The sequence below is a fragment of the Pseudomonas entomophila L48 genome (assembly GCF_000026105.1).
Taxonomy (GTDB): Bacteria; Pseudomonadota; Gammaproteobacteria; order Pseudomonadales; family Pseudomonadaceae; genus Aquipseudomonas; species Aquipseudomonas entomophila.
In genome coordinates this window covers 3,530,281-3,555,254 of sequence record NC_008027.1, presented here as the reverse complement: position 1 = coordinate 3,555,254, position 24,974 = coordinate 3,530,281, and the positions used below count along the sequence as shown (strand labels likewise).

The window sequence follows — 24,974 nt, the reverse complement described above, 5'->3', positions numbered from 1 at the left end:
GGGCACCGGGCCAAAGATTGCTGGCCGAGGTATGATGCGCCCCCGCTTTTGGAGCCGCCTCATGGCCAAAGACATCGACAACCCCTGCGTCTCGCTGTGCCAGCTCAACAGCGAGTTGTGCCTGAGCTGCGGCCGCACCCGGGAGGAGATCCGCAAGTGGCGAGGCATGAAGCGCCCGGAGAAGATGGCGACCGTGCAGCGGGCGGCCACGCGAATGAAGGCCATCGCCAAGAAGAATGCCCAGCGCCAGGCCTGACGCATCAGGGGGTATTGCAGGGGAGGCCCGAGGGCTCGAACCTGTCGTGGGTGTCCATGCGAATATCGCGCAGCTTCAGTGTTTGCAGGTGGGGCGTGTACAGGCCCTGCGCGCTGTAGTTGACCAGCAACGAGCGACGGCGGGCGCCAGTGGTGTTGAGGCTGGCCGCGTGCACCAGGTCGACATCGAACACCAGGATGTCACCGGCAAGGCCGGACACGTGCACGGCGCGGGATTCGTCGCCGAAGTCGAAGGGCGGCTCGCCCGGCAGCGGGCGATGGCTGCCCGGGACGATGCGGGTCGCGCCGTTGGCGGGGCCATAATCATCCAGGTAGACCAGGGCACCCACCATGTCGCCCGGGCGTTGCGCGCTCAGGTCGCGGTGCAGTTGCTGGTGACCGCCGCCAACGAGGGGTTCGCGCCCCTCCACCTGGGCGAGGAAGAAACGCTCGCCGATCAGCTCGCCAGCCGTCGCCAGCACGCACGGTAGCCGGCACACCGCCTGGATCAGCGGGTCGCGGTCCAGCTGCGAATGACACCAGTCCTGGCCGCGTGGCACTGGCCATTGCGCCGAGGGTTTCACCCCGGCCTCGAACACGGCGCGCAAACCTTCCAGCCAGGCAGCCGGAACCGCTGCGCGAAGCAGGGCATAGCCGTCTCGGTGCAGCCGTTCGCGTTCGCTCATCGTGTTTCGAAATCCTTGTCATTCGTGCACTGGGCAAGGGTAGTGACTGGGGCGTGCTTTTGCGAGTGAAGCCAGGAAACACCAATCGCTTCTAGACTTGCGCTGATGACCGGAACCTACTGGGGAGCGGCGAATGCGCAGACTGTGGCGAAAATACCTCGACCTGCTGGAAGCGGACCTGAGCACCAAGGTGTTCGACAACTTCAAGAACCTGCTGGTGTGCGCCTTGCTGTTCGCCGCGGGCACCGAGGCCATTCATGGCGACCACCAGATCCTGCTGGGGCTGTGGGTGTCGAGCACGAGCGGCTGGGGGCTGATCCTGGTGTCGGCGTTGCTGTTGCTGCTCAACGTCAGCGACACCTTGCACCGCTTGGCCAAGTTGCCCTACCACACCTTGCTGCAGGTGCTGCTGTGCCTGCTGTACCTGATCCTGGCCTCGCGGGTGGTGGAGATCGTCTGGAGCTTCCGCGCCGCCTAGAACAGCGCCTTGGGCATGAATACCAGCTTGACTGGAACGTCGTGCTTGTAGGTCGCCGCCGTAGGGCCGGCGTCGGCCGTGAAATCCGGGTGCCAGGCGCGCAGTTCATGGTCGGACAGCCATTCGAGCTGCAGCTGGTTCTCCGGCGCCGCCGTGTCGAACTGCACCAGCGGGTTGACCGCCGATTGGCATTCGGCCGACTGGCCGGGTTCGAGCACCGAGACCTGGAGCTTTTCGCTCCAGGTGAGCGCGCCGCTCTGTGGGCACTTGCGCACCTCGACGTGGTAGCGCCCGTTGGGTGACGGCAGGTCGGTGACGATCTGGTCGGGGCCGCAGGCGGCCAGCAGGACGCAAGACAACAGCAGGGGCAGGGCGATCTTGTTCATTGCGGCACTCCGTGCGCCTTGGCGCCCGACCGGCGGTATGCCGGGCAGGCATCGTCATGATCGAAGGAAACCATAGACCAGGGTGGAGGGTCGTGGGAGCGTATTGGCCCGGCCTTGCCGGGCATCGCCAGCAAGGCTGGCGCCTACCGGTGAGTCAACCGCTGCCGGATGGCAGCGCCTGGGCAACACTTCCCGGCAAAAATCCCGGATAATGCCCGCCATTCATTTGTTCCCGCCCGCTTTCTGGTACCCCCGCGCATGGAAATCAAGGTCAATTTTCTCGACAACCTCCGTCTCGAAGCCAAGTTCGACGACTTCACGGTGATCGCCGACCAGCCGATCCGCTACAAGGGCGACGGCTCGGCCCCGGGGCCGTTCGACTACTTCCTGGCGTCGTCGGCCCTGTGCGCGGCGTACTTCGTCAAGCTGTATTGCCAGACCCGCGACATCCCCACGGAAAACATCCGCCTGTCGCAGAACAACATCGTCGACCCCGAGAACCGCTACAACCAGATCTTCAAGATCCAGGTCGAGCTGCCCGAGGACATCTCCGAGAAGGACCGCCAGGGCATCTTGCGCTCCATCGACCGCTGCACCGTGAAAAAGGTGGTGCAGACCGGCCCCGAGTTCATCATCGAGGAGGTCGACAATCTCGATGCCGACGCCCAGGCACTGCTGATGCCAGTGTCGGACAGCACCACCTACATCCCCGGCAAGGACCTGCCGCTGGAGCAGACCATCGCCAACATGTCGGCGATCCTGGCCGGGCTTGGGATGAAGATCGAGATCGCCTCGTGGCGCAACATCGTGCCCAACGTCTGGTCGCTGCATGTGCGCGACGCGCAGTCGCCGATGTGCTTCACCAACGGCAAGGGCGCCACCAAGGAAGCGGCGCTGGCCTCGGCGCTGGGCGAGTTCATCGAGCGGTTGAACTGCAACTTCTTCTACAACGACCAGTTCTGGGGCGAAGACATCGCCAACGCGCCGTTCGTGCACTACCCGAACGAGCAATGGTTCAAGCCCGGGCCCAAGGATGCGCTGCCAGCCGAGATCCTTGACGAATATTGCCTGGAGATCTTCAACCCCGACGGTGAGCTGCGCGGCTCGCACCTGTACGACACCAACTCGGGCAACAAGGAGCGCGGTATCTGCTCGCTGCCGTTCGTGCGCCAGTCCGACGGCGAGACGGTGTACTTCCCGTCCAACCTGATCGAGAACCTGTACCTGAGCAACGGCATGAGCGCCGGCAACACTCTGGCCGAGGCGCAGGTGCAGTGCCTGTCGGAGATCTTCGAGCGGGCGGTCAAGCGCGAGATCCTCGAAGGCGAGCTGTGCCTGCCGGATGTGCCGCAAGCGGTACTGGCCAAGTACCCCGGCATCGTCGCCGGCATCCAGGGGCTGGAGGAGCAGGGCTTCCCGGTGCTGGTCAAGGATGCGTCGCTGGGTGGTGAGTTCCCGGTGATGTGCGTGACCCTGATGAACCCGCGCACTGGCGGCGTGTTCGCTTCGTTCGGCGCCCACCCGAGCTTCGAGGTGGCGCTGGAGCGCAGCCTCACCGAACTGCTGCAGGGCCGCAGCTTCGAGGGCCTGAACGACCTGCCGCAACCGACCTTCGAAAGCCATGCGGTGACCGAGCCGAACAACTTCGTCGAGCACTTCATCGACTCCAGCGGCGTGGTGTCGTGGCGCTTCTTCAGCGCCAAGGCCGACTTCGAGTTCGTCGAGTGGGACTTCTCGGGTCACGGTGAGGACTCCAACCAGCAGGAGGCACAGACCTTGTTCGGCATCCTCGAGGACCTGGGCAAGGAAGTGTACATGGCCGTGTACGACGATCTTGGCGCCACTGCTTGCCGCATCCTGGTACCGGGCTATTCGGAGATCTATCCGGTCGAGGACCTGATCTGGGACAACACCAACCGGGCGTTGGGTTTCCGTGCCGACATCCTCAACCTGCACCAACTCGACAACCGTTCGTTGAAGCTGCTGCTCAAGCGCCTGGATAACGCCGAGGTGGACGATTACACCACCATCACCACGCTGATCGGCGTCGAGTTCGACGACAACACGGTGTGGGGCCAGCTCACCATTCTCGAACTGAAGCTGTTGATCCACTTGGTGCTGCAGCGCTTTGAGGACGCCAAGGAACTGGTCGAGATGTTCCTGCAGTTCAACGACAACACCGTCGAGCGCGGGCTGTTCTACCAGGCGCTCAACGTGGTGCTGGAGGTGGTGCTGGACGATGAACTGGAGATGGCCGACTACGAGGCCAACTTCCGTCGCATGTTCGGTAATGAGCGAATGGACGCGGTGCTGGGTTCGGTGGACGGCAGCGTGCGCTTCCATGGGCTGACGCCGACCAGCATGAAGCTGGAAGGGCTGGACCGGCACCTGCGGCTGGTCGAGAGCTACAAGAAGCTGCATGCGGCGCGGGCTCGCGCGGCGGGGGTGGCGGGTTGAGGTAGCTGGTTGTTTCAAGGCGTTAGTGTCGCGGCGCCTTTGAGATCGCGCGCCGCTCGTGCGGCGCATCGCGGATAAATCCGCTCCTACCGGGGCCAGTCATGCCCGGGCGAGACACGGTTCTCCGGCTGGTGTAGGAGCGGATTTATCCGCGATGCGCCGCGCAGGCGGCGCTCGATCCCCAGAGCACTGCAAGGCCGCCATCACGCAATCAAAACCATCCAAATGAGCGCGACACTGCGCCACGCTTGCCAGTCCGACCCTAAGGTCACATGCTGACGCCCACGTCACCGTGCGTAACACGGATCGTTGTCGATGTTTCGACCAAGGAGGTCAAGGTGAAAAGAAAACTGCTGGCAGCGTCGGCGCTGCTGTGGATGTTCTCGCTCAATGCCCAGGCGGACTGCGCGGTGCTGGGTCCGTGGGAAGACCCGTGCTCGGGCGCGGTGCTTGGGCCAACGGTTTGCGTGTGCGAGCGTTGATCCCCTTTTTTCTGATGACAAGGAGGTTGCCAATGAAGAAAGCGTTGCTGGCTGTGCTGTTGACCTGGGGCGTCGCGCTGACCGCCCAGGCGTCTTGCCCGGTGTTCGGCCCATCCAAGGACCCGTGCGCGGGGCCGGTGTTCGGGCCGTCCACCTGCGTCTGCCCTTGAGCTGACTGAGTGATGTGAAAAAGGGCCGCTTTGCGGCCCTTTTGCATGGTGCGGGGTTACTCGGTGGCGCAGAAGGCATCGTGATACCGCACCACGCCTTGCGCCATCGCACCGTCGAAGGCCAGGGCCTGGAAGTACTCGGCAGGGACGCCCGGCAGTGTGAGCCCCGGTTGGGGCTTGAAGCCGAACCTGCCGTAGTACGCCGGGTCACCCAGCACCACGCAACCTGCGCCGCCCATGCGCTGCAACTCGGCCAATGCGGCCTTCATCAGCAGCGACCCAATGCCCTGGCCCTGTCGGGCCGGCAACACCGAGATCGGCCCCAGGCCGAACCAGCCGCTCACGCCTGATGACAGGGTCACCGGGGAGAGTGCGACATGGCCGACCAGGGTGTCGCCTTCGACGGCCACCAGCGACACGCTGAGTTGCCCCGCCCGGCGCAGGGCGTCGACGATGAAGTGCTCGGTATGGCTGGAGTGTTCGGCGTTGGCAAAGGCCGCCTCGGTCAAGCGGTTGATGGCGGGGATGTCTTCAGGTCGTTCGTTGCGCAGTGTGATGTTCATATCCAATCGCTTACGAAGGTTCTCAGGGTTGTTTTTGCAGGATGAACAGGTGATAGCCGTACTCGCCGAGGTGGCGCGCGTGGATCTCCAGTTCGCGGGTGATGTCGGCCAACGCCTGGGAGGCGAAGGCAGTGCTGTCCAGCGTGCCCAGGCGTTGCCGCAGCGGGCCGAGGTAGTTGTCCCAGGCCTGCTGGCTCATGGGAAAGTGGTGCAGTACCCGGTAGCCCAGTTTGCCGATGGCGGCCAGGCGTGATGCCACGTTTTGCAGGTCGGGGTAGTTGGCCTGCCAGAATGCGCCGGCCTCGTCGGACAACACATCGGCGACCCGGACCAGGTCGCTGACCACCAGCAGGCCTTGTGGCGCGAGGAATGCTCGCCAGTACTTCAGGGCCTGGGCGAAGCCCATGATGTAGGCGCAACCCTCGGCCCAGATCGCGTCGAACTGCCCGGGCGCGAACGGCAGTTCGGTCATGCTCGCGCACACCCGGCGAACGCGGCCTTGCAGCCCCTTGGCCGCGAGCGCGTCGCCCAGGCGGCCGAGGTTGTGTTCATCGTTGTCCAGTGCGGTGATGGCGGCAGGGCTACGTGCTGCCAGCAGTGTGGTGGTGGCGCCTCGGCCGCAGCCGACCTCCAGTAACGTACGTGGCACGAAGGGCAGGGCCTGCAAGGCTGCCAGGGTGTCTTCGGGCGAGCCGGGCCCGAGGCGCTGAAGGCCTTCGAACAACTGCTCGAAGTCGGCCATGTAGCGTTCGTGTTCGTTCATGTCTTTGGATAACCATTTCAGGCGCAGGGCCTGTTTTTCGTTGAAGCCCTGCTTGCGCAGCCAGGCCAGGTGGGCGCCCGGCGCTTGATGTTCCAAGGCTTGGTGCCAGGGGCGCATGGACGCCAGGCCCAGCATCGCGGCCAGCAGTTCCCGCGATTGCTGGCGGGCGGCGATTTCTTCATCCAGCGCGCGCAAGCGGGCGAGCAGGGCGGGCCTGTCGATACGCGCCTCAAGGCACGCCTGGCATTCCTTGAGGGTCAGGCCGCCCGCCTGCAACTGCTGCAGCAAGCGCAACTGTTGCAGGTCCGCATCGCGGTAGCGGCGGTAGCCATTGGCCTCGCGGCTGGACCTGATCAGCCCGAGCTTTTCGTAATAGAGCAATGTCGAGCGGCTGAGGCCCACCAAGGCCGCCAGCTCGGAAATGCGATACATCGGCGTTCACCTCACTGTGTTGGGGCGACCTTAAACTATGAAGTTATAGACAGGTAAAGGGGTGGCCTGTTGGTTTTTGATGGGGTGTTCGCCGCAAGAGATGCAGGGGTTGTGAGATCGAGCGCCGCCCGCGCGGCGCATCGCGGATGAATCCGCTCCTACACGTTTGTTGCAACGTGGCCATGCCCGACAGGCCATGGTGTTGATACGGTGCGGCGCTACCTGCCTGTAGGAGCGGATTCATCCGCGATGCGCCGCGCAGGCGGCGCTCGATCTGACCCGCAACCACAAGCCCTGATCCAGCCGGTACAGCTGTGCTATCACTACAGCATTCCACATGGAGGCTGGGGAGCCCGTGATGAAGCGCCTGTTCTTCCTGCTGCTTGTGTGTTGCACCCTGCTGCCGGCCTGGGCCTTGGGCAACGAACCTGTGGGCAGCACCACCGACGGCATACCTGGCGACCCCGCCGAACTGCGCATCGCCAACCGCAGCATCTTCACCTTCCATGCCACGCTGCTTGGCGAGACCCCCGCCGCACGGGCACAGCGGGCCGCCATGGTGATTGACGACGCGTTGCGTGGCACCGACGAACTCAAGGTCGGCGTCGACCCGATCATGCACAGCCACCTGGTGCTGCTGGGCGGGCGACGTGCGTTCATCGTCGCCCCCCAGGACCTGGGGCTGGAGGGCGGCGACACCCGCGCAGCCGCCGAGCAGGCCGCGGCCATTCTGCGCCAGGTCGTCGAAGAGTCGGGCGAGGCGCGCAACCTGCATTTCCTGCTCAAGGCGCTGGGCTACTCGGCGTTGGCCAGCGTGATCTACCTGGCGCTGATAAAGGCCGCCAACCTGGCGCGGCGCAAGCTGCGTGGCCGGTTGCCGCAATTGATGCGCGAGCGCGCCTACCAACTGCGCGTCGGGCAACTGCCGTTGTTCGACATGCAGTACGTGTACTTCCTGATCGACCGCCTGCTGCGCCTGCTGTACTGGGGCGTGGTGCTGCTGCTGAGCTACCAGTGGCTGAGCTTCGTGCTGTCGCAGTTCCCCTACACCCGGCCCTGGGGCGAAAGCCTCAACGTGCACCTGCTCGACCTGCTGCGCTACCTGCTCGATGGCATCCTCCACGCCATCCCGGGTATTGCCGTGGCCGTGCTGATCTTTTTCATCGCCCGTGGCATCAGCGGGTTCAGCCGGCGCTTGCTGGAGCGCATGGCGCGCCCGGGGACGCTCAACTGGCTGACGGAAGAAACCCTGCAGCCCACCACGCGCCTGACCTCGCTGGCGATCTGGCTGTTCGCCCTGGTGATGGCCTACCCGTACCTGCCGGGTTCGGGAACCGATGCCTTCAAGGGCTTGTCGGTGCTGCTCGGGCTGATGATTTCACTGGGCGCTTCCAGCGTGGTGGGGCAGGCGGCCGCCGGGCTGATCCTCACCTATTCGCGCACGCTGAAGGCCGGGGAGTATGTGCGTGTGGGCGACAACGAGGGCACGGTGACCGAGGTGGGCATGTTCAACACCACCATCCGCACCGGGCTTGGCGAGGTGCTGACCTTGCCCAACTCGATGATCACCGGCTCCGTGACGCGCAACTATTCGCGGGTGGTCCAGGGCCAGGGCTATATCGTCGACACCGTGGTCACCATCGGTTACGACACGCCCTGGCGCCAGGTCGAGGCCATGCTGATCGAGGCTGCGACGCGCACCGAGGGCATCGTCGCCACGCCCAGGCCGCAGGTGTTCCAGACCGGACTGTCGGACTTCTACCCCGAGTACCGCCTGGTGGCCCAGGCGATCCCCAGCGAGCCGAGGCCGCGGGCGGAGCTGCTGAGCCTGCTGCACGCCAATATCCAGGATGTGTTCAACGAATACGGCGTGCAGATCATGTCGCCGCACTACCTGGGCGATCCGGCGCAGGAGAAGTGGGTGCCCAGGGACAAGTGGTTCTCGGCACCCGCCCGGGATCCTGGCATGGATAGCGACAAGGGCTGAGCGCCCGGTACTTACACGCTGCGCGTCAGCCCGCCATCGACCTTGATGTTCTGCCCGGTGATATAGGCCGCGCCGTCGCTGGCCAGGAAGGCGATGGTGGCGGCGATCTCCTCGCTGGTGCCGTAGCGCTTGAGCGGCACGCTGTCGCGGCGCTGTTCGGTGGCCGGCAGGCTGTCGATCCAGCCGGGCAGGACGTTGTTGATGCGCACGTTGTCGCCGGCGAACTCGTCGGCGAAGATCTTGGTGAACGCGGCCAGCCCCGAGCGGAACACAGCGGAGGTGGGGAACAGGGCGCTGGGTTCGAAGGCCCAGGCGGTGGAGATGTTGATGATCACCCCGGCCTTCTGCTGTTGCATGATCGGCGTTACCAGGCGGGCCGGGCGGATGACGTTGAGCAGGTAGGTGTCCATGCCCTTGTGCCAGTCCTCGTCGCTGATCTCGAGGATCGGCGCGCGCGGGCCATGGCCGGCGCTGTTGACCAGTACGTCGATGCGCCCCCACTTGGCCATGACGGTGTCGACCAGGCGCTGAAGGTCATCCACCGACTGGTTGCTGCCGGTGACGCCCACGCCGCCCAACTCATTGGCCAATGCCTCGCCCTTGCCCGACGACGACAGGATCCCGACTTTGTAGCCGTCGGCGGCCAGCCGCCGCGCCGCGGCCGCGCCCATGCCGCTGCCACCGGCGGTGATGATCGCTACTTTTTCGACTGACATGCTGCCTCCAGGTAAATGCCTTGACTGAGGGTGTAACCCTAGCAGCATGACGTGGGACGAGGGAGGCAGCCGGGCTTTGCCGAGCCAGTAGCTCAGCTATCGGCTACCTGTTGCAGCAACCAGGCCTTGACCCGCTGCAAGGTCGCCGGTTGTCGCGGCTTGCGTGGCCACACCAGGTAGAACGCCTTGTCCAGGCGCATTTGCTGGGGGAATACCTGGACCAGCCTGCCCGCAGCCAGGTCGGCCGCGACGAAGGCACGGCTGGCCAGGCAGATGCCCTGGCCGTTGATGGCGGCCTCGATGGCCAGGGCGGTCTGGTTGAAGCGCATGTGTCGGGCGCTGGGCTGGCCGTGCCCAGGGTACAGAGTGGCGGTGAATTGGGGCCAGAAACCATGGGCATCGTGGAGCCAGACGAAGCCTTGCAAGGCCTCGAAACTGTCTGGCAGGCCCTTCTCCGCAATCAACTGCGGGCTGGCCACCGCGACGATGCGCTGCTCTAGGAGCAGCTCGGCGTTCAACCCGGCGCCGAAGGGCGGTTGGCCCTGGCGCACGGCGAGGTCCACCCCGTCGGTGTGGAAGTGCGACAGCCGATCGGTGGCGAGCAGGCGCAGGTCGATCTGCGGATTGTGCTCAGCGAACGCCCCCAGCCGCGGAATCAGCCATTTCGAGGCGAAGGTGGGGGTGACGCTGACCGTCAGGTGTGTCGGTGCTGGCCTGAGCAGGCGGGTGGCCTCGTCGATCATCGCCAGGGCATCGCGCACGCTGGCGCTGTAGGCCAGGCCCGCGTCGGTCAGCCCCAGGCCCCGTGGCAGGCGCTCGAACAGGCGGATCTCGAGGCTGGCCTCCAAACCGCGGATCTGCTGGGCCACCGCGGCCTGGGTCAGCCCCAGTTCCTCGGCGGCCAGGCGGAAGTTCAGGTGCCGGGCCACCACCTCGAACATGCGCAGGGCGTTGAGTGACGGCAGGGACGGGAATCCAGCAGGCATGGCGATGGCTGTTCTATCGGCGGGGGCGTGTGTGCCGAGACTAGCCTCGATGCCTGGGGAAAGGAACCCATGCCAGTAGAAAAACCATCACCTAGACCGCGTACTGGGCAATGCCGTGGCCGAACGACCAGTTCTCCTTGCGCACTTCGACCAGGTTGATGAACACATCCTCCGGGCGCACGTCCGCCTCTGCTTTCAAGCCTTCGGCGATGGCCTGGAAGAGCGCTTTCTTCTGCTCGACCGTGCGCCCCTCGCTGATGGTGAGCTGGATGAACACCTGGCGCTCCGTGCGCGGGATGCCCAGGTATTCGCGATCGTTCACCAGGCGGTCGTCGTCGTGTTCGGTAAGCACCTGGAAGTTGTCGTGCTCCGGCACATTGATGGTGCGTTTCATGGCCGCGAAGACGACCTGACCAAGCTTCTGCAGGTGCGTGCGGTCGGGGTGGCGGCGGATGTCGATGCGTACGAGAGGCATGTGCGGCTCCTTGAGGGTGGCAGACTCCAGGCAACAGCATAGACCCCTGTAGGAGCCAGCCTTGCTGGCGAACCGGCCCAACGCCGACCGCGGATCCGTGCACGGCGCTGTTCGCCAGCAAGCTGGCTCCTACAGGTTTACAGTGGGGCTCAGGTTTGGCGCGGTCCATGTGGGAGCGGCCTTGTGTCGCGAAAGGGCTGCGTAGCAGCCCCAGGATTTCGGAGTTGTCGCAGATCGCCGGGGCCGCTTTGCGGCCCTTTCGCGACACAAGGCCGCTCCCACAGGGAGGGGCTATCGGGCTGCATGAGCCCCCTTTACTTCCTGGTCGCCTTGCCGCCTGGCACATGCAGGTAGGACATCACGCTCTCGGTCAGCTCGGTCGCCAGCTTCACCGCTTCCTTGTTACGTGCCATGACCCCGGCCACCAACCCTTCGATCAGCGCCAGCACGGCAATGTTGGAGCTGGTCAGCACCGGGTGATCGGCGGGTGCGTACAGCACATGGCGAGCGATCGGCGCCAGGGGCGAGGCGGGCGAGTCGGTGATCGCCAGCACCGTGGCGTTGCGTTCGTGGGCGAACCGCGCCAGCTGCAGGGTGTCCTGGGAATAGCGGGGCAGGGCGATCGCCAGCAGCACGTCCTGCTCGGTGATCGCGGCCAGGCGGTAGGCGGCGTTTTCGTTGCCGCCCTCCATGCTGATGGCGCAGGCATCCTGGCAGAACGGCACCAGGGTCGAAGCCGCCAGCCCGGCCAGGTACACGCTGTTGCCAAACCCCAGCACATACACCTTGCGCGCACCAACCAGGCTGCTGATGAAGGCTTCGAAGGCCTCGGCCTGGTTGTTGCTGGCAGTGGTCGCCAGGTTGCTGGTGGCGCTCTGGATCTGCTCATGCAGGCCGAAGTCGCCGCCTGGGCGCTGGGCCAACTCGTTGCGCAGCTTGTCCACCGGCGAGACCATCTGCTGCAGGGTCGTGACCAGCTCGCTCTTCATGCCGCTGTAGCCGCCCAGGTCGAGGGCCTTGGCCAGGCGGTTGACCGCCGCCGGCGAGGTGGCGGTGGCCTGGGCCATCTCCTCGATGGTCAGGGTCGCGGCCTTGAGCGGGTGGCGCAGGATGTAGTCGGCGACCTTGCGCAGCGAGGGCGGCAGCTCGGCCAGGCCCTGCGACAGCTTGCGCAGGACCGGCGAGGCATAGACGGTGGTGTTCTTCGAATGGCTGGTCATCCGCGGCGAGGCTCCTGTAAGCGTGGCCGTAGTGTATCCCAAGGCACTTCCCGGCGCGGAGCCGGGAAGCGTGAGGGGTTACTTGAGGCTGCCGGCAAGGAACTGGCGCAGGCGCTCGGATTGCGGCCGCGCCAGCACCTCGCGCGGGTCGCCACATTCCTCGGCCTGGCCCTTGTGCAGGAACAGCAGCTGGTTGGACACTTCGCGGGCGAAGCCCATCTCGTGGGTGACCACGACCATGGTCCGGCCTTCCTGGGCCAGGTCCTGCATGACCTTCAGCACCTCGCCCACCAGTTCCGGGTCGAGCGCCGAGGTGGGCTCGTCGAACAGCATCACCTCAGGCTCCATGGCCAGCGCCCGGGCGATGGCCACCCGTTGCTGCTCGCCGCCGGACATGTGCGCCGGGTAGGCGTCGCGCCGGTGGCTGACGCCGACCTTGTGCAGGTAGTGCTCGGCCTTCTCACGCGCCTCCTTGCGGGCCACGCCCAGCACCTGTACTGGTGCTTCCATGACGTTCTCCAGGGCGCTCATGTGCGACCACAGGTTGAAATGCTGGAAGACCATGCTCAACCGCGAACGCAGCCGTTGCAGCTGGCGCGGGTCGGCGGCGCGCAGGCCGCCACGCGGGCAATTGCGCAGTTTCAGCTGCTCGCCGTTGACCAGGATCTGCCCGGCGTTGGGTTGTTCGAGCAGGTTGATGCAGCGCAGGAAGGTGCTCTTGCCCGAGCCGCTGGAGCCGATGATGCTGATCACATCGCCCGCGTTGGCCTGCAGGGAGACGCCGCGCAGCACCTGGTGGTCGCCGTAGCTTTTGTGCAGTTGCTGGATGTCCAGTTTGTTCATGAGTCGATTCCCCGTGGTGTCAGTCGCTGAGCAGGCGACCCTGGCGGATGGGTGTGCTGCCGGCGACCTTGGCCAGCCACAGGCCGGGTTGGGCGAAACGCAGGCGTTCGCGGGCATAGAGGACGCCGTCGGTGCTGGCGCGGACCACACTGTGGCGGTCGCTGAGTGGGTCGATCACTTCGAACAGCGGATCACCGACCCGCACCTTGGCCCCCAGCGGTTGCAGGAAACTGACCACGCCGGGGTGCTCGGCGTAGGCGTACTGGGCGCCGGCGAACGGCGTTGCCGGGCAGTGGTGATCGGGCGCGGCAGGCCAGGGACCGTTGATCAGGCCCTGGTCGGCGAGGTAGCCGAGAATCTGCTCGGCGCTGGCCTGGCACTGTTCGCGCCCGGTGTCGGCCATGCCGCGCAGCTCGATGGTGGTGGCCACGCAGGCCAGGGGGATGTCGGCCTCGGGGAAGTACTCGCGCAGGCGCAGCCAGGGCGCCGCACAGGCTTCATCGAAGGCATCGCCACCGGCGCCTTCGGCCAGCAGCGCCGTTTCGGCGCCCAGGCGCGCGGCCAGCGAGTGCAGCTGCGGCCAGTGCTGGGGCATGGCGTAGAGCAGCATTACCGACTCGAAGTCGCAGTGCAGGTCCAGCACCAGGTCGGCGTCGCAGGCGTGTTGCATGAGCAGACGGCGCAGGCCGTCCAGCTCGGACCTGGCCGGTGGCAGGTCGGCGAGCAGGTCGCGCATGGCCTGGCGGATGATTGCCACGTTGGCGTCGCCATCGCTGCCCAGTTGGCCTTGCAGGTGCGCGGCCAGCGCCTCGGTGAGTGCCGGGAAATCGCGGTTGAAGTTCTTGCCGCTGTCGAATTCGAAACGGCCTTGGTGAGTGGCCTGGAACATCTGGCCGATGCCGATCGGGTTGGCCAGCGGCACCAGTTCGATCACGCCGCTCAGCCGGCCCTGTGCTTCGAGTTCGAGCAGCCGGCGCTTGAGCTCCACGGCCACGCGCATGCCTGGCAGCTCGTCGGCGTGCAGCGAGGCCTGGATGTAGGCTTTGCGCGAGCCACTGCCGAAGCGCAACACGCGCAGGCTGCGCTGGGTGCCGCAGGCGCTCCAGGGCAGGGTATGGTCAATGTGCTGCATGGGAAGCTCCTTAGTGCTTGCGCGGGGCCAGGTAGGCCAGCCAGCGGCGCTCGGCCAGCTTGAACAGGCGCACCAAAATGAACGTCAGGACCAGGTAGATCAGCCCTGCGGTGATGAACGCCTCGAAGGGCAGGTAGTAGCGGGCGTTGAAGGTCTTGGCCGCGCCGGTGATGTCGACCAGGGTGACGATCGAGGCCAGGCTGGTGGTCTGCAGCATCATCAGCACCTCGTTGCTGTATTGCGGCAGGGCCCGGCGCAGGGCCGACGGCAGCAGGATGCGGCGGTACAGGGTCAGGCGCGACATGCCCATGGCGCGGGCGGCTTCCAGTTCGCCCCGGGGCGTGGCCCTGAGGCTGCCGGCCAGCAGCTCGGCGCTGTAGGCGCTGGTATTGATGGCGAACGCCAGGCAGGTGCAAAAGGTGGCGCTGGACAGGTATGGCCACAGCGGGCTCTGCCGCACCGCCTCGAACTGCGCCAGGCCGTAGTAGATCAGGAACAGCTGCACCAGCATCGGCGTGCCGCGGATCACATAGGTGTAGAGCCAGGCCGGCACGCGCAGCAGGCAGGACCGCGAGACGCGCATCAGTGCCAGCGGGATCGCCAGCACCAGGCCGCAGGCCAGGGAGATCAGCAGTACTTTCAGGGTCAGCGCGATGCCACCCAGGTACAGCGGCAGGTTCTGCCAGATCAGTGAATAGTCGAGCATCATCGAAGGCGTCCTCTCACAGCTCGGCGGCTTTGACACCGACCGAATAGCGCTTCTCCACGCCGCGCAACAGCACCAGCGACACGCTGGTCAGCAGCAGGTACAGCCCGGCCACGGCGAGGAAGAAGGTGAAGGGTTGGTGGGTGGCGTCGGCGGCGTTCTTGGCCTTGAACATCATGTCCTGCAGGCCGATCACCGAAATCAGGGCGGTGGACTTGGTCAGCACCAGCCAGTTGTTGGTGAAGCCCGGCAGGGCCAGGCGCACCATCTGTGGCACGCTGATCCGCCAGAACACCTGCAGGCCGCTCATGCCATAGGCCGCGCCCGCTTCGGCCTGGCCGCGGGGGATGGCCAGGAAGGCGCCGCGAAAGGTCTCCGACAGGTACGCCCCGAAAATGAAGCCCATGGTGCAGACCCCGGCGATGAACGGGTTTATGTCGATGTACTGCTCGTAGCCCAGCGCCAGGGCCAGCCGGTTGACCAGGTCCTGGCCGCCGTAGAACACCAGCAGGATCAGCACCAGGTCGGGAATGCCGCGCACCACCGTGGTGTAGACATCACCCACGGCCGCCAGCCATTTCAGCGGTGACAGGCGGCAGGCCGCGCCGATCAGGCCCAGGGTAATGGCCAGGGCCATCGCCAGCAGGGCCAGGCTGACGCTCAGCCAGGCGCCCTCGAGAATGCTCGAGCCGTAGCCGTAAAGCATGATGAGAGTCCTCGTCGGCCGGGATTACTGGCCGTAGATGTCGAACGGGAAGTACTTGCTCTGCACCTGCTGGTAGGTGCCGTTGGCGCGGATCGCGGCGATGGCGGCGTTGAGCCGGGCCAGGTTGGCGCTGTCGCCCTTGCGCACGGCGATGCCAGCGCCGCGGCCGAAGTACTGCGGGTCGCTGACGTCCGGGCCGACCAGGGCGAAGCCTTGGCCTGCGGGGGTCTTGATGAAGCTTTCCTCGGTGTTGACGATGTCGGCGAGGGTGGCGTCCAGACGGCCGGCCACCAGGTCGAGGAAGGCTTCGTTCTGCGAGGCGTAGCGCACCACTTCGACGCCGGCGGGTTCCAGTTGCTCGGTGGCGTAGCGGTCGTAGGTGGAGGCGCGTTGCACACCGAGCTTGTGGCCCTTGAGGTCGGCGACCGGGTCGTTGAGGGTGCTGCCGGCCTTCATCGCGAACTTGCCGGGGGTGTGGTAGTACTTGTCGGTGAAATCGACCGATTTCAGGCGGTCCTCGGTGATCGACATGGACGACAGCACGGCGTCGATCTTGCGCACCTTCAAAGACGGAATCATCCCGTCGAACTCCTGGATGACCCACTGGCATTTCACCTGCATCTGCGCGCACAGGGCGTTGCCGATGTCGTAGTCGAAGCCGGCCAGTTCGCCTGCGGGGGTACGGTAGGAGAACGGCGGGTAGGCGGCTTCGATGCCGATGCGCAGGCTGCCTTCGTCGGCTTGGGTGAGTGCGCTGCAGGCACAGAGTGCCAATGCGCCTAGAAGTCCGGTCTTGTTCATATTCTTGACTCCGGTGGGTAGGGCGGTGCCTGCCATGGCCCGTTGCGGGCGATGGAGCAGGTGAGTCAGAAAATGACATGAATAATTTCATAAATCAACATAGTGAAAATATTTGTGTCGGTCAGGCGACTGACGGCCATCCTGATGTACTCAGGACACATGAATCAGCGCTTTCCCGCTGGTCTTGCGGGAGGCCGCAGGCTTGGTATTTTGTCCGGGGGTATGGCATAAAGCGCCATATCGGCCCACGCCTGAGGATTCCCCATGGCTACCCACAACGTGATCGTCCCCAGCCCGCTCGAGCAGTCCATCGATGATCTCGTGAAGGCGGGTCGATATCAGAACTTCAGCGAAGTCGTGCGTGCCGGCCTGCGCATGCTGCTTGCCCATGAGGCTGCAGAGTCGGCCAGGCTTGAAGCACTGCGCACGGCCACTTCCGCCGGGATCATGCAACTTGAATCCGGTGAGTATGACGAGGTCGATCCGGCAGACCTCGAGGCCTACCTCGACGACCTGGGCCGCCTGGCGAGCGCGAAGGCGTGAAGCGGCCGGTGGTACGCATCTCGTATCACGCCCGCACCGATATTGTGGATATCCTGCGCTATACGGAAGTGAAATTCGGCGCGGCTGCCAGGGGTCGCTACCAGGACCTCCTTCAGGCAGCGTTTCGCGCCATAGCGTGTGAGCCTGGCCGTGTTGGCAGCGCGGCGCGCGATGAGCTGTCGCCAGGGCTCAGGAGCCTGCACCTGTTCTTCTGCAGGCTGGAGGTCACATCGCAGAGAGTTGTCAGGCCGCGGCATATCGTTTTCTATCGCGCCGCAGCGGGCGAGGTCATCGAGATCGTCCGTATCCTTCACGATGTGATGGAGGTCTCTTCGCATCTGGAGCACCTCCATCAGTAGCTGCGGCACGAAGCCGGCGCGTCAGCGCAAGCGCAACACCCGATCCAGCGACCATCTCCCGCCACCCCGGGCGACCAGCAGCAGGAGCAGGCCAGCCCAGGACAGGTGGGTGGGCCAGGCATCCGGGTAGACGAAGATCTCGATCACCGTGGTCATCCCCAGCAAGGCCAGCGCCGACAGGCGGGTGAATAGGCCCAGCACCAGCAGCAGCGGGAACAGGTGCTCGGCATAGGTCGCCAGGTGCGCCGCCAGCCAGGGGGAGACCAGCGGCAAGGCATAGTCGCTCTGGAACAACTCATAGGTGCCGGGGGTAATGGTCAGCAGCCCTTCGACCTTGGTGCGCCCGGACAGAAAGAAGATCGAGGCGATGCCCAGGCGGGCGACCAGGCACAGCAGGCTGTCGCTCAACAGCCGTTGCAGGTGGTCGGCAAGGCGATTCCAGAGTTGGCGCAGACCGTGGGGTGACGCGCTGGCGTGGGTGATGTCCATGACGGCTCCCTCAAGCGAAGGTGAGTGGGCGAAAGACCTGGGCTTGCAGCAACCGGCCGAGCAGGTCGTTGAAGTCCAGATTGGGTTGGGACTGTTCGGCGTGCAGCGAAGCCTGTTCCAGCGGCTGCCCGGCGGCACAGGCATCGAGGAAGGCGCAACCGCCGAGGCTGAGGGCCTGGTGGGTGACGCCTGCGCAGTCACCGCTGAACAGCGCGCCTTCGCCGATCCAGGCGTGATCCGGTGGCCAGGGCAGGTGTTCGCGGCTGTGGCGCCAGAGGCTGTAGGCCGGGTGCGCATCGAACCACTGCCAGCGCACGCTGGCACGCGGGCGCAGGTGGCTACGGGCAAGGTCACTGGCCGTCATGCCCGCCAGGTCGGCCAGTTGCAGGCAGGGATCGTCGGGTGCGCTGAACGCTTCGCCCCAGGCGAAGTCCAGGCGCGCGACGTCCGCCAAGTAGACCAGGCCGTGAAAGGCCTGCAGATCTTCGAGAAAGGCCGGGAACGCCGCGCCGTAGTGGATCAGCCGTGGGTCGCAGGGCGGCGACTGCTGGGCGTAGGCTGCGGCGGCATCGTGCATCCATTCGGGCCCGACCAGCGTTTCGACGCTGGGGAAGTTGGCCCGGAGCGCGTCGACACAGCCTGCCAGAACGGTGTTGCGGTACACCGCGAACGCCGCCTGTTCGGTAAGTGCCGCCAGCTGCGGGGCGGGGCGCAGGTACAGGGCGTCGACGAATGCGGCCTGGAACTGGCCAAGGCTGAGGTTCATGGCAGGTCTCCGGTTCGGTCGAGGGTCGCCTGGGCAATGGCGCGCTCGGCCAGCAAATCGTCGAAGGTGGGAATGTTGCCGTCGCGTTCGATCAGGGTTGGCCGTGGGCCGATTCGCTGGATCAGTTGCCGGTACAACATCCACACCGGTTCGGCGATGCGGGCGTCATGGGAGTCGATCAGCAGTGTGCCCTGGTCGTCATGGCTGTGGCCGGCCAGGTGGACTTCGGTGATGGCCTGGGCCGGGAAGCGGGCGAGGTAGTCCTGGGCGCTGAAACCGAGATTGTGGGCACTGACATGCACGTTGTTGACGTCCAGCAGCAGGCCGCAGCCGGTGCGGCGGACCAGTTCGCCGAGAAAATCGATTTCGTCCCAGTCATGGCCGTCCAGGTGCAGGTAGTGGCTGGGGTTCTCGATGGAAATGGGGCGCCCCAGTGCCTCCTGGGTGCGCTGGATGTTCGCGCTGATGCGCACCAGCGCTTCGTGGCAGCGAGGGAAGGGCAGCAGGTCGGGGTGGTACTGGCCACGCCAGGTCGACCAGGCCAGGTGTTCCGACACCAGTGCCGGGCGCACCTGTTCGATCAGCAGGCGCAAGCGGCGCAGGTGCTCGATATCCGGTTCGGCGTCCGCCGCCAGTGACAGCGCGACGCCGTGCAGCGACAGTGGATGACGCTCGGCCATCCGCTGCAGCCAGGCAAGGCGTGGGCCACCGACCATGTAGTTCTCCGGGTGGACTTCGAACCACATTCCGTCTGCGCGGCAGGCCCAGGCTTGGGCATAGTGCTCGGCCTTGAGCCCGAGCCCGGCACCGATTGTGGTGATCCCGTTCATGGTCGGCGGCCTCTGTTCAGGACTTGATCGGGGTGAGCGAGCCCATGCCGTTGGGGGTCTGGATCGACGTGCAGGTGCCGGTGGGGACGTTCTTCCAGTGCATGCCGTCGTAGTCCTTCTTGGCACTGCCGGCGCAGGTGGTGCCGGCACCGGCCTTGCAGTCGTTCTTGCCGGCCATGGCGACGCCGTAACATTTTTCCATGGTGGCGCCGGTGCCGGCTGGCTTGGTGTCGTCGGCCATGGCGGTGCCGGCCAGGGCGGCGAGGGCCAGGGCGGCGGAGGCGAGGGCGAGGGTTTTCATGGTGGTGCTCTCCAGGGGAAGTGGCCGAGGCGGTTTACCGGCGGCTCATGGAGTAGTTCGTGGTGGGGGCGGATCGGGTTACAGGCTCGGGAAATTTTTTTCTCGGGATTGTCTGCGCCTATGAGATCGAGCGCCGCGCGCGGCGCATCGCGGATGAATCCGCTCCTACCTTGGCCATGATCGTTCGCCTTGCGGCGCCCCAGGTGCGGCATGTGCAACCGCTGTAGGAGCGGATTCATCCGCGATATGCGCACCACCCCATGACCAGGGACGGGTCCCGGAAGCCTTTACCGTTCATCCGCCACTTGCGCCCGGCACGCAGGCAATGCTTGGATGAAAAGAAACCCACCGACGGTGTAACCCTGGCGGCCGATGCAACGAACTAACTCACAGGACGTGCTCAGCACCCGCGAATCGCAGTTGCAGGCCCTGTTGCTGCAAGGGCTGGCAGGCGACACCTTCGCCTATCGCCAGTTCCTCACGGCATTGGCAGCCCATATCCGCGGCTTTCTGCGGCGGCGCCTGCCCCAGCACCCGGCCGAGGTCGAGGACCTGCTGCAGGAGGTGCTGCTGGCGGTGCACAATGCGCGCCACACCTACCAGGCGCGGCAGCCGCTCACCGCCTGGGTGCAGGCGATCGCCCGCTACAAGCTGGCCGACCACCTGCGCAGCCACGCCCGTCGCGAGGCGCGGCACGATCTGTTGGACGACGACAGCGAACTGTTCGCCGCCAGTGATGAGCAACCCGCCCAGGCCAGTCGGGACCTGGGCAAACTGCTCGGGCAGTTGCCGGACCGTCAGCGCCTGCCCATCGTGCACGTCAAGCTGGAGGGCTTGTCGGTGGAGGAAACCGCGCAAATCACCGGGCTATCCAGTTCGGCGGTGAAGGTGGGGATACACCGAGGCCTCAAGGCCCTGGGCAAGTTGATTCGAGGTAAAGGCCATGATGAAGACCGATGAACTGATCAGCCTGCTGGCCACCGCGGAAGGGCCGGTGGACCGCCACGCGCTGGCGCGGCGCCTGGGGCTGGCGCTGCTCGCCGGCCTGCTGGGCGCGCTGTTGCTGACCGTGGCGCTCTACGGTGTACGGAGCGACCTGGCCGAGGTGGCGCGCACGCCATTGTTCTGGGCCAAGGTGGCGTTGCCCACCAGCCTGGCGTTGCTGGGCCTGTGGTTGACCCAGCGGCTGGCCCGGCCGGGTGTAAGAGGCGGTGCGTTGTGGGGGCTGCTGGGGGTGCCGTTGCTGCTGGTATGGTTGGGCGCCGCCATCAGCCTGTTCGGTGCCCCGCCGGAGGCGCGGGCCGACCTGATCTTTGGCCGCACCTGGCGCACCTGCGCATTGAACATCACCCTGCTCTCGACACCGGTATTCATCGCCGTGTTCTGGGCGTTGCGTGGCCTGGCGCCGACCCGCCTGCGCCAGGCCGGCGCCGCAGGCGGGCTGCTCGCCGGCTCCACCGCGACACTGGTGTACTGCCTGCATTGCCCGGAGATGGGCGTGCCGTTCTGGGGGCTCTGGTACCTGTTGGGCATGCTCGTGCCCACGCTGCTCGGCGCCGTGCTCGGGCCGCGCCTGCTGCGCTGGTGATGCGCGAGGCTCACCCCACCCGGGCGCGGCGCCGCTTGTTGCGGTACATGTCGCCGTCCGCGTGGCTGAGCAGGGTATCGGCATCCTGGCCATCCTCAGGGTAGAAGGCCAGGCCGATACTGCAGGACGGCATCCGCACTTCACCGAATTCCGCGCTCAGCGGCTCGGCCATGGCCGCGGCGATTTGCTCCACCTTCTCGTACACGGCGGTATCCGACGGGATATCGGTCAACAGCACGATGAATTCGTCTCCGCCGATGCGCGCCACCGTGTCGGCCTCGCGCACGCAGGCCTGCAAGCGTTGCGCGATGGCGCACAGCACACGGTCGCCCACCGCATGGCCGTGGCCGTCATTGATGCCCTTGAAGTCGTTGATATCCAGGAACAGCAGCGCCAGCCGGCGTTGGTGACGTTGTGCCGAGCGCAAGGCCGAGGCCAGCCGGTCGTTGAACAGCGAGCGGTTGGTCAAGTGGGTCAACGGGTCGTGGTGGGCGAGGAAGCGCAGTTCGTGCTCGGCCTGGGCGAGGGCGGTAATGTTGCGCGCGACACCGATGCGTGCGCCCACCTCGTCGGACCAGAACGCCGCCCAGAGAATATGCACCACACCGCCATCCTTGCGCAGGTAGCGGTTGCGAAAATCGAAGTGGGGCGTGCCGCCCATGACCTTGACGATCGAGGCGCGGGTGGCCTCCAGGTCGTCGGGGTGCATGTAGCGGGTGATCGGGGTGCCGGTCAGCTCCTCGGCGCGGTAGCCGAGCAGGGCTTCGCAGGCGTTGCTCACGAACACGATGGTGTCGTCCCGGTCGACCACGAACACGGTGTCGAGCATCAGGTGGATCAGCTTGGGGTAGAGCGCCTGCAAGTCAACGGGCATAGGGCGGGGCGTCCGTCACATAGTGCTCGATCTTGGCCCGATCGCGTGGGGTGGCTTGAGCGCTCCTGCAGGCCAGCCCGGGATTCCGTTCGCCGCGCGGGGGACAGCATACACAGGGTGGTGGCCGGGCCACCACTGCGGCCCGGATAAAAATGCGCGGCACGGCCAGGAAACTTCCGCGCTACGGTAACGATACTTATAGGCTACTGCGCGCGTCGTTAGGCTGTCAGGCACCGCTGGAAGTTGTGAAACTTGCGGGGCCGCCAGAACTTGTCGAACTAAGAAACAGGGGCGGCGTTTCCAGACAGTGCGGTGTGGCGAGTGCAGTGCTGCCCAAGGATGTATCGAACCAAGCCGCTCGGCATACATGCATATTTTCCATGTAAGGATGCAGAGGAAATTCATGCCATGGCTGAAGCGCAGGGCAAACGAGTGGGCCAGGATCTGGTGGCGGTGGAGGAGGTCAGGTCCGCGAAGGACGCGCTGTTGGCCAGCGCGGCTTTCAGGAAATCGCCACGCATGAGCCGACTGCTGGATTACCTGGTGGAGCAGGCGCTCAGGGAGTGCGTCCGGGACACCAGCGAATATGCGATCGGTATCGGGGTGTTCGACCGCGACCCGCGGTACTACAGCCCGGGAGAGGACCCGGTGGTCCGTGTCCAGGTCGGGCGCTTGCGGGCCAAGCTCAAGCACTATTATGCCGTCGGCGACAACACCGCCTCGCTTGAAATCGTCGTGCCGCTGGGGTGCTACATGCCCGAGTTCCGGCGCCTGCGCCCGGCCACCTGCGGGTTTCAGCAGGGCAACGCTTTCTCCATCTGCCCCTTCAGGTGCGTGGCGCAAGCCGCCGAGTGGGAGTGTTTCGCCCAGGGGTTGCACGAGGAACTGACGCACCTGCTGTACAAGAACCTGGGCCGGCGAATCATCGTCGAGCCCGTTGGCAGGGCACCGCAACCCATGGCCGGTGGGCACCGCCTGGAGGGCAGCGTGCATGTCGATGCGCAGCGCATCCGCACCAGCGTTCGCCTGATCGAAACGGCCACCGGTTGCGTGACCTGGTCGGAGCAGTTCAACGGCGAAGCCTACCCGCAGATCACCCACCAGGAAGCCTTGGCGTCCTCCATTTGCCAGGCATTGCAGGCGTTTCTGAATACACCGCAACAGGAGCGGGCATGCTTGCGGGGGTAACTGAAAGTTCGCCGTTAGTTACGGTAACGCTACTTATTGGGCAGCGGCTGGATGTTTACGCTTCTCCCGAGTCACAAGGAAAAGCCAAGGATTGAAAGTTGCTATTCGGTGACTCAGGTCGTTGGCCGCCAAACACGCGGCCGACATATATCAAGGCGTTAAGGAATGACAGGTGAAAAGATGACCACGTTCTCCATGGATTTTGATTTCACTACGGCCGACCAGAAGGCGGTGCTCAGTGCCTTGCAAGCCCAGGGCTACAGCCTGATGGCCTACAAAGGCGCGGTGGGGCCAAACCAGCTCACCGCCGGTGTGCCCACCTGGTTCTCCGTGCCGTTTGGTTCGATGTTCGGGCTGGTCGACATCGAGTACAACCCGCAATACAAGATCTATGTCACCACCCAGGGCAACATCGCGGCCAATACCACGATCCAGATGCAGTCCATTTCCACGGAGCTGTCGCTGGGCAGCGCGCAGACCTTCAACCCTGACGGCAGCTTCGTGTCGGGCGGTGTGTCGGGTGTGCCGGCCGACAGCCTGGGCCTGTTCAACAACCGGCCGGCCGGGACGCCACCGTTGACCGTGGGCCTTGCCGGGCTGGTCACCACACCGAACGGTACCCAGTACCTGCCTTTCTGCGCTTTCACCCTGAACCCACAAGGTTCGATCATGATGAAACCACTGGACACCATCCTGATGGTGGCGGCGCAACAGAGCCTGCAGTCGGGTAACGTGCAGGCCAGCGTGTCGGCGCCGGGCTGCACCTTCTCCTTCAATGCCAGCACCATTGAATACGACCTGCAGGTGCTGGCCAGCACCTTCGCCATCACCAACCTGCCCGGCACTCCCGCCGTACAGCCGGTAAGCTCGGGCTCGACGATCGGTACCATCGTCAACTCCGGCAGCTGAAAGCGCATCGGTTGATGCCATGACACCCGTATCCGCCCTTGGTGGATACGGGTGTTTTTCTTGGGAGAAGCCAATGAATCGATCCGGATTGATGTGTCTGACCGTCGCTTGGCTGCTGGGCATGCTGGCGGCACTGCCTTGCAGCGCAGGGACACTGCTGCTGAACCTCAATGTCGACCTTCAGGCCAGGCAGTTCCTGGTTGCCAATAACCAGTACATCATCGTGGTACTGCCTGACCCGGTTTCCGAGGGCGACAATGTCGTGGTGGCCTACATCCTGCAGCCGATTGCCGATCAGACCACGCTGGTGTTCGACACCAGCCTCGCGGTCTATGTGTCTTACGTCCCGGTGGCGTACCCGGGCACAGTGACCATGCAGGCTTGCTCCGAGGCGCAGGCGGGCAATACCTACAGCTTCGATGGCACGCAGGTGAACGGCGATGGCAGTGGCCTGGCGGGGTACGTCGGCATGTATTACGACGCGCCGCAGTATGCCCAGCCGGTGGCCACGGGCGTGGCAAGTTTCATCTACCAGAGCGACGATGGAAAACCGGACAACCCGACGCCCGTCAATTACAACAGCCTCAACCCTTACCAGACGCGGTACACCCAGGTAACCGCGCCGACGGTCTGGGTGTTCGTCGCCAGCAATGTACCCGTTGGCAGTGTGTTGCCCCTGAGCGTGCTGCGGCCGGTGGCGCCCCAGACGATGAGCAAGTCGGCGCAGGCGTCGGCCAACGCGACATTGCAGATGGGCCGCTACACCGCGGTGACCTTGAGCGCATCGAGCCCGCAAAGCGTTTATTTCGATGTGTCGATCAATGCCTTCGTACCGGGCAACTACCCCACGCAACCGTGAGTGGCCGAGGTTACGGTATCGATA

The 24,974-nt window shown here is 65.2% G+C and carries 31 protein-coding genes; 13 read left to right on the top strand and 18 right to left on the bottom strand.

Annotated features, from left to right (window positions below):
* Window positions 1-61 precede the first annotated feature (61 nt).
* Window positions 62-256 carry a DUF1289 domain-containing protein gene (locus PSEEN_RS15240; protein ID WP_011534440.1) on the top strand — a complete coding sequence of 65 codons (195 nt, stop codon included), beginning with the start codon at window positions 62-64 and terminating at the stop codon, window positions 254-256.
* A 4-nt stretch (window positions 257-260) separates the two neighbouring features.
* On the opposite strand, the gene PSEEN_RS15235 is transcribed toward PSEEN_RS15240, so the two are convergent.
* On the bottom strand, window positions 261-941 hold the full coding sequence (locus tag PSEEN_RS15235; RefSeq protein ID WP_011534439.1) for a phytanoyl-CoA dioxygenase family protein: 681 nt from the start codon (window positions 939-941) through the stop codon (window positions 261-263).
* A 133-nt stretch (window positions 942-1,074) separates the two neighbouring features.
* Between PSEEN_RS15235 and PSEEN_RS15230 the strand changes: the two genes are divergently transcribed.
* A complete protein-coding gene (locus PSEEN_RS15230; RefSeq protein WP_011534438.1) occupies window positions 1,075-1,419 on the top strand; it encodes a hypothetical protein in 345 nt (114 codons plus the stop codon).
* Here PSEEN_RS15230 and PSEEN_RS15225 read toward each other — a convergent pair.
* Window positions 1,416-1,805, bottom strand: a complete 390-nt coding sequence (locus PSEEN_RS15225; RefSeq protein WP_011534437.1) for a hypothetical protein — start codon at window positions 1,803-1,805, stop codon at window positions 1,416-1,418. The genes PSEEN_RS15230 and PSEEN_RS15225 overlap by 4 nt on opposite strands.
* Window positions 1,806-2,063: 258 nt before the next feature.
* On the opposite strand from PSEEN_RS15225, the gene PSEEN_RS15220 reads away from it, so the two are divergent.
* The 3 genes from PSEEN_RS15220 (at window position 2,064) to PSEEN_RS26875 (ending at window position 4,914) form a co-directional block, all read left to right on the top strand.
* Window positions 2,064-4,262, top strand: a complete 2,199-nt coding sequence (locus tag PSEEN_RS15220) for an OsmC domain/YcaO domain-containing protein (protein WP_011534436.1) — start codon at window positions 2,064-2,066, stop codon at window positions 4,260-4,262.
* 338 nt (window positions 4,263-4,600) lie between these two features.
* Window positions 4,601-4,744, top strand: a complete 144-nt coding sequence (locus PSEEN_RS26500) for a PA0050 family protein (RefSeq protein ID WP_086009444.1) — start codon at window positions 4,601-4,603, stop codon at window positions 4,742-4,744.
* Window positions 4,745-4,776: 32 nt separating this feature from the next.
* Entirely contained in the window at window positions 4,777-4,914 is a 138-nt protein-coding gene (locus PSEEN_RS26875) for a PA0050 family protein (RefSeq protein ID WP_011534434.1), read from the top strand.
* Window positions 4,915-4,970: 56 nt separating this feature from the next.
* Here PSEEN_RS26875 and PSEEN_RS15215 read toward each other — a convergent pair whose 3' ends face one another.
* Together PSEEN_RS15215 and PSEEN_RS15210 are read right to left on the bottom strand one after the other, a co-directional pair.
* Entirely contained in the window at window positions 4,971-5,477 is a 507-nt protein-coding gene (locus PSEEN_RS15215; RefSeq protein ID WP_011534433.1) for a GNAT family N-acetyltransferase, read from the bottom strand.
* A gap of 22 nt (window positions 5,478-5,499) precedes the next feature.
* Complete coding sequence (locus tag PSEEN_RS15210) at window positions 5,500-6,672, bottom strand: MerR family transcriptional regulator (protein WP_011534432.1); 1,173 nt, start codon at window positions 6,670-6,672, stop codon at window positions 5,500-5,502.
* Between the two features lie 358 nt (window positions 6,673-7,030).
* On the opposite strand from PSEEN_RS15210, the gene PSEEN_RS15205 reads away from it, so the two are divergent.
* Window positions 7,031-8,659, top strand: a complete 1,629-nt coding sequence (locus PSEEN_RS15205; RefSeq protein ID WP_011534431.1) for a mechanosensitive ion channel family protein — start codon at window positions 7,031-7,033, stop codon at window positions 8,657-8,659.
* An 11-nt stretch (window positions 8,660-8,670) separates the two neighbouring features.
* Here the strand turns inward: PSEEN_RS15205 and PSEEN_RS15200 are convergent, their stop codons facing one another.
* The 9 genes from PSEEN_RS15200 to PSEEN_RS15160 all read right to left on the bottom strand — a co-directional run bounded on the left by PSEEN_RS15200 (window position 8,671) and on the right by PSEEN_RS15160 (window position 16,244).
* On the bottom strand, window positions 8,671-9,375 hold the full coding sequence (locus tag PSEEN_RS15200; protein WP_011534430.1) for an SDR family oxidoreductase: 705 nt from the start codon (window positions 9,373-9,375) through the stop codon (window positions 8,671-8,673).
* Between the two features lie 92 nt (window positions 9,376-9,467).
* The gene (locus PSEEN_RS15195) at window positions 9,468-10,361 is read right to left on the bottom strand and encodes a LysR substrate-binding domain-containing protein (RefSeq protein WP_011534429.1); all 894 of its coding nucleotides are present in this window, start codon (window positions 10,359-10,361) and stop codon (window positions 9,468-9,470) included.
* A 91-nt stretch (window positions 10,362-10,452) separates the two neighbouring features.
* Window positions 10,453-10,836 (bottom strand): tautomerase family protein, encoded by a 384-nt coding sequence (locus PSEEN_RS15190; RefSeq protein ID WP_011534428.1) that lies wholly within the window; start codon window positions 10,834-10,836, stop codon window positions 10,453-10,455.
* A gap of 314 nt (window positions 10,837-11,150) precedes the next feature.
* Window positions 11,151-12,056 (bottom strand): MurR/RpiR family transcriptional regulator, encoded by a 906-nt coding sequence (locus PSEEN_RS15185; RefSeq protein ID WP_011534427.1) that lies wholly within the window; start codon window positions 12,054-12,056, stop codon window positions 11,151-11,153.
* 78 nt (window positions 12,057-12,134) lie between these two features.
* A complete protein-coding gene (locus PSEEN_RS15180; protein ID WP_011534426.1) occupies window positions 12,135-12,899 on the bottom strand; it encodes an ABC transporter ATP-binding protein in 765 nt (254 codons plus the stop codon).
* Between the two features lie 19 nt (window positions 12,900-12,918).
* Complete coding sequence (locus tag PSEEN_RS15175) at window positions 12,919-14,031, bottom strand: succinylglutamate desuccinylase/aspartoacylase family protein (RefSeq protein WP_011534425.1); 1,113 nt, start codon at window positions 14,029-14,031, stop codon at window positions 12,919-12,921.
* Between the two features lie 10 nt (window positions 14,032-14,041).
* Window positions 14,042-14,740, bottom strand: a complete 699-nt coding sequence (locus PSEEN_RS15170; protein ID WP_011534424.1) for an ABC transporter permease — start codon at window positions 14,738-14,740, stop codon at window positions 14,042-14,044.
* 13 nt (window positions 14,741-14,753) lie between these two features.
* Window positions 14,754-15,443, bottom strand: a complete 690-nt coding sequence (locus PSEEN_RS15165) for an ABC transporter permease (RefSeq protein WP_011534423.1) — start codon at window positions 15,441-15,443, stop codon at window positions 14,754-14,756.
* A gap of 24 nt (window positions 15,444-15,467) precedes the next feature.
* Window positions 15,468-16,244: an ABC transporter substrate-binding protein gene (locus tag PSEEN_RS15160; RefSeq protein WP_011534422.1), complete on the bottom strand. Its 777-nt coding sequence runs from the start codon at window positions 16,242-16,244 to the stop codon at window positions 15,468-15,470.
* Between the two features lie 264 nt (window positions 16,245-16,508).
* Between PSEEN_RS15160 and PSEEN_RS15155 the strand changes: the two genes are divergently transcribed.
* Window positions 16,509-16,787: a type II toxin-antitoxin system ParD family antitoxin gene (locus tag PSEEN_RS15155; RefSeq protein ID WP_011534421.1), complete on the top strand. Its 279-nt coding sequence runs from the start codon at window positions 16,509-16,511 to the stop codon at window positions 16,785-16,787.
* The gene (locus PSEEN_RS15150; protein ID WP_231845274.1) at window positions 16,784-17,146 is read left to right on the top strand and encodes a type II toxin-antitoxin system RelE/ParE family toxin; all 363 of its coding nucleotides are present in this window, start codon (window positions 16,784-16,786) and stop codon (window positions 17,144-17,146) included. Before PSEEN_RS15155 ends, PSEEN_RS15150 begins: the two co-directional genes overlap by 4 nt.
* 21 nt (window positions 17,147-17,167) lie before the next feature.
* Here the strand turns inward: PSEEN_RS15150 and PSEEN_RS15145 are convergent, their stop codons facing one another.
* From PSEEN_RS15145 to PSEEN_RS15130, 4 genes are read right to left on the bottom strand one after another with little or no spacing between them, the layout of a single operon-like run.
* Window positions 17,168-17,635: a DoxX family protein gene (locus tag PSEEN_RS15145; RefSeq protein WP_011534419.1), complete on the bottom strand. Its 468-nt coding sequence runs from the start codon at window positions 17,633-17,635 to the stop codon at window positions 17,168-17,170.
* A 10-nt stretch (window positions 17,636-17,645) separates the two neighbouring features.
* A complete protein-coding gene (locus PSEEN_RS15140) occupies window positions 17,646-18,401 on the bottom strand; it encodes an HvfC/BufC N-terminal domain-containing protein (protein WP_011534418.1) in 756 nt (251 codons plus the stop codon).
* A complete protein-coding gene (bufB, locus tag PSEEN_RS15135; RefSeq protein ID WP_011534417.1) occupies window positions 18,398-19,231 on the bottom strand; it encodes an MNIO family bufferin maturase in 834 nt (277 codons plus the stop codon). Before bufB ends, PSEEN_RS15140 begins: the two co-directional genes overlap by 4 nt.
* Window positions 19,232-19,247: 16 nt before the next feature.
* On the bottom strand, window positions 19,248-19,532 hold the full coding sequence (locus PSEEN_RS15130) for a BufA1 family periplasmic bufferin-type metallophore (protein ID WP_011534416.1): 285 nt from the start codon (window positions 19,530-19,532) through the stop codon (window positions 19,248-19,250).
* Between the two features lie 372 nt (window positions 19,533-19,904).
* Here PSEEN_RS15130 and PSEEN_RS15125 point away from each other — a divergent pair, with 372 nt between their 5' ends.
* Entirely contained in the window at window positions 19,905-20,492 is a 588-nt protein-coding gene (locus PSEEN_RS15125) for a sigma-70 family RNA polymerase sigma factor (protein WP_011534415.1), read from the top strand.
* Complete coding sequence (locus PSEEN_RS15120; protein WP_044488828.1) at window positions 20,479-21,120, top strand: DUF1109 domain-containing protein; 642 nt, start codon at window positions 20,479-20,481, stop codon at window positions 21,118-21,120. Before PSEEN_RS15125 ends, PSEEN_RS15120 begins: the two co-directional genes overlap by 14 nt.
* Before the next feature lie 10 nt (window positions 21,121-21,130).
* On the opposite strand, the gene PSEEN_RS15115 is transcribed toward PSEEN_RS15120, so the two are convergent.
* Window positions 21,131-21,994, bottom strand: a complete 864-nt coding sequence (locus tag PSEEN_RS15115) for a sensor domain-containing diguanylate cyclase (protein WP_011534413.1) — start codon at window positions 21,992-21,994, stop codon at window positions 21,131-21,133.
* Between the two features lie 519 nt (window positions 21,995-22,513).
* On the opposite strand from PSEEN_RS15115, the gene PSEEN_RS15110 reads away from it, so the two are divergent.
* From PSEEN_RS15110 to PSEEN_RS15100, 3 genes are all read left to right on the top strand, one after another.
* Complete coding sequence (locus PSEEN_RS15110) at window positions 22,514-23,182, top strand: hypothetical protein (protein WP_231845273.1); 669 nt, start codon at window positions 22,514-22,516, stop codon at window positions 23,180-23,182.
* A 180-nt stretch (window positions 23,183-23,362) separates the two neighbouring features.
* Window positions 23,363-24,091 carry a hypothetical protein gene (locus PSEEN_RS15105; RefSeq protein WP_044488208.1) on the top strand — a complete coding sequence of 243 codons (729 nt, stop codon included), beginning with the start codon at window positions 23,363-23,365 and terminating at the stop codon, window positions 24,089-24,091.
* 91 nt (window positions 24,092-24,182) lie between these two features.
* Complete coding sequence (locus tag PSEEN_RS15100; protein ID WP_048815106.1) at window positions 24,183-24,950, top strand: hypothetical protein; 768 nt, start codon at window positions 24,183-24,185, stop codon at window positions 24,948-24,950.
* Window positions 24,951-24,974: the final 24 nt, after the last annotated feature.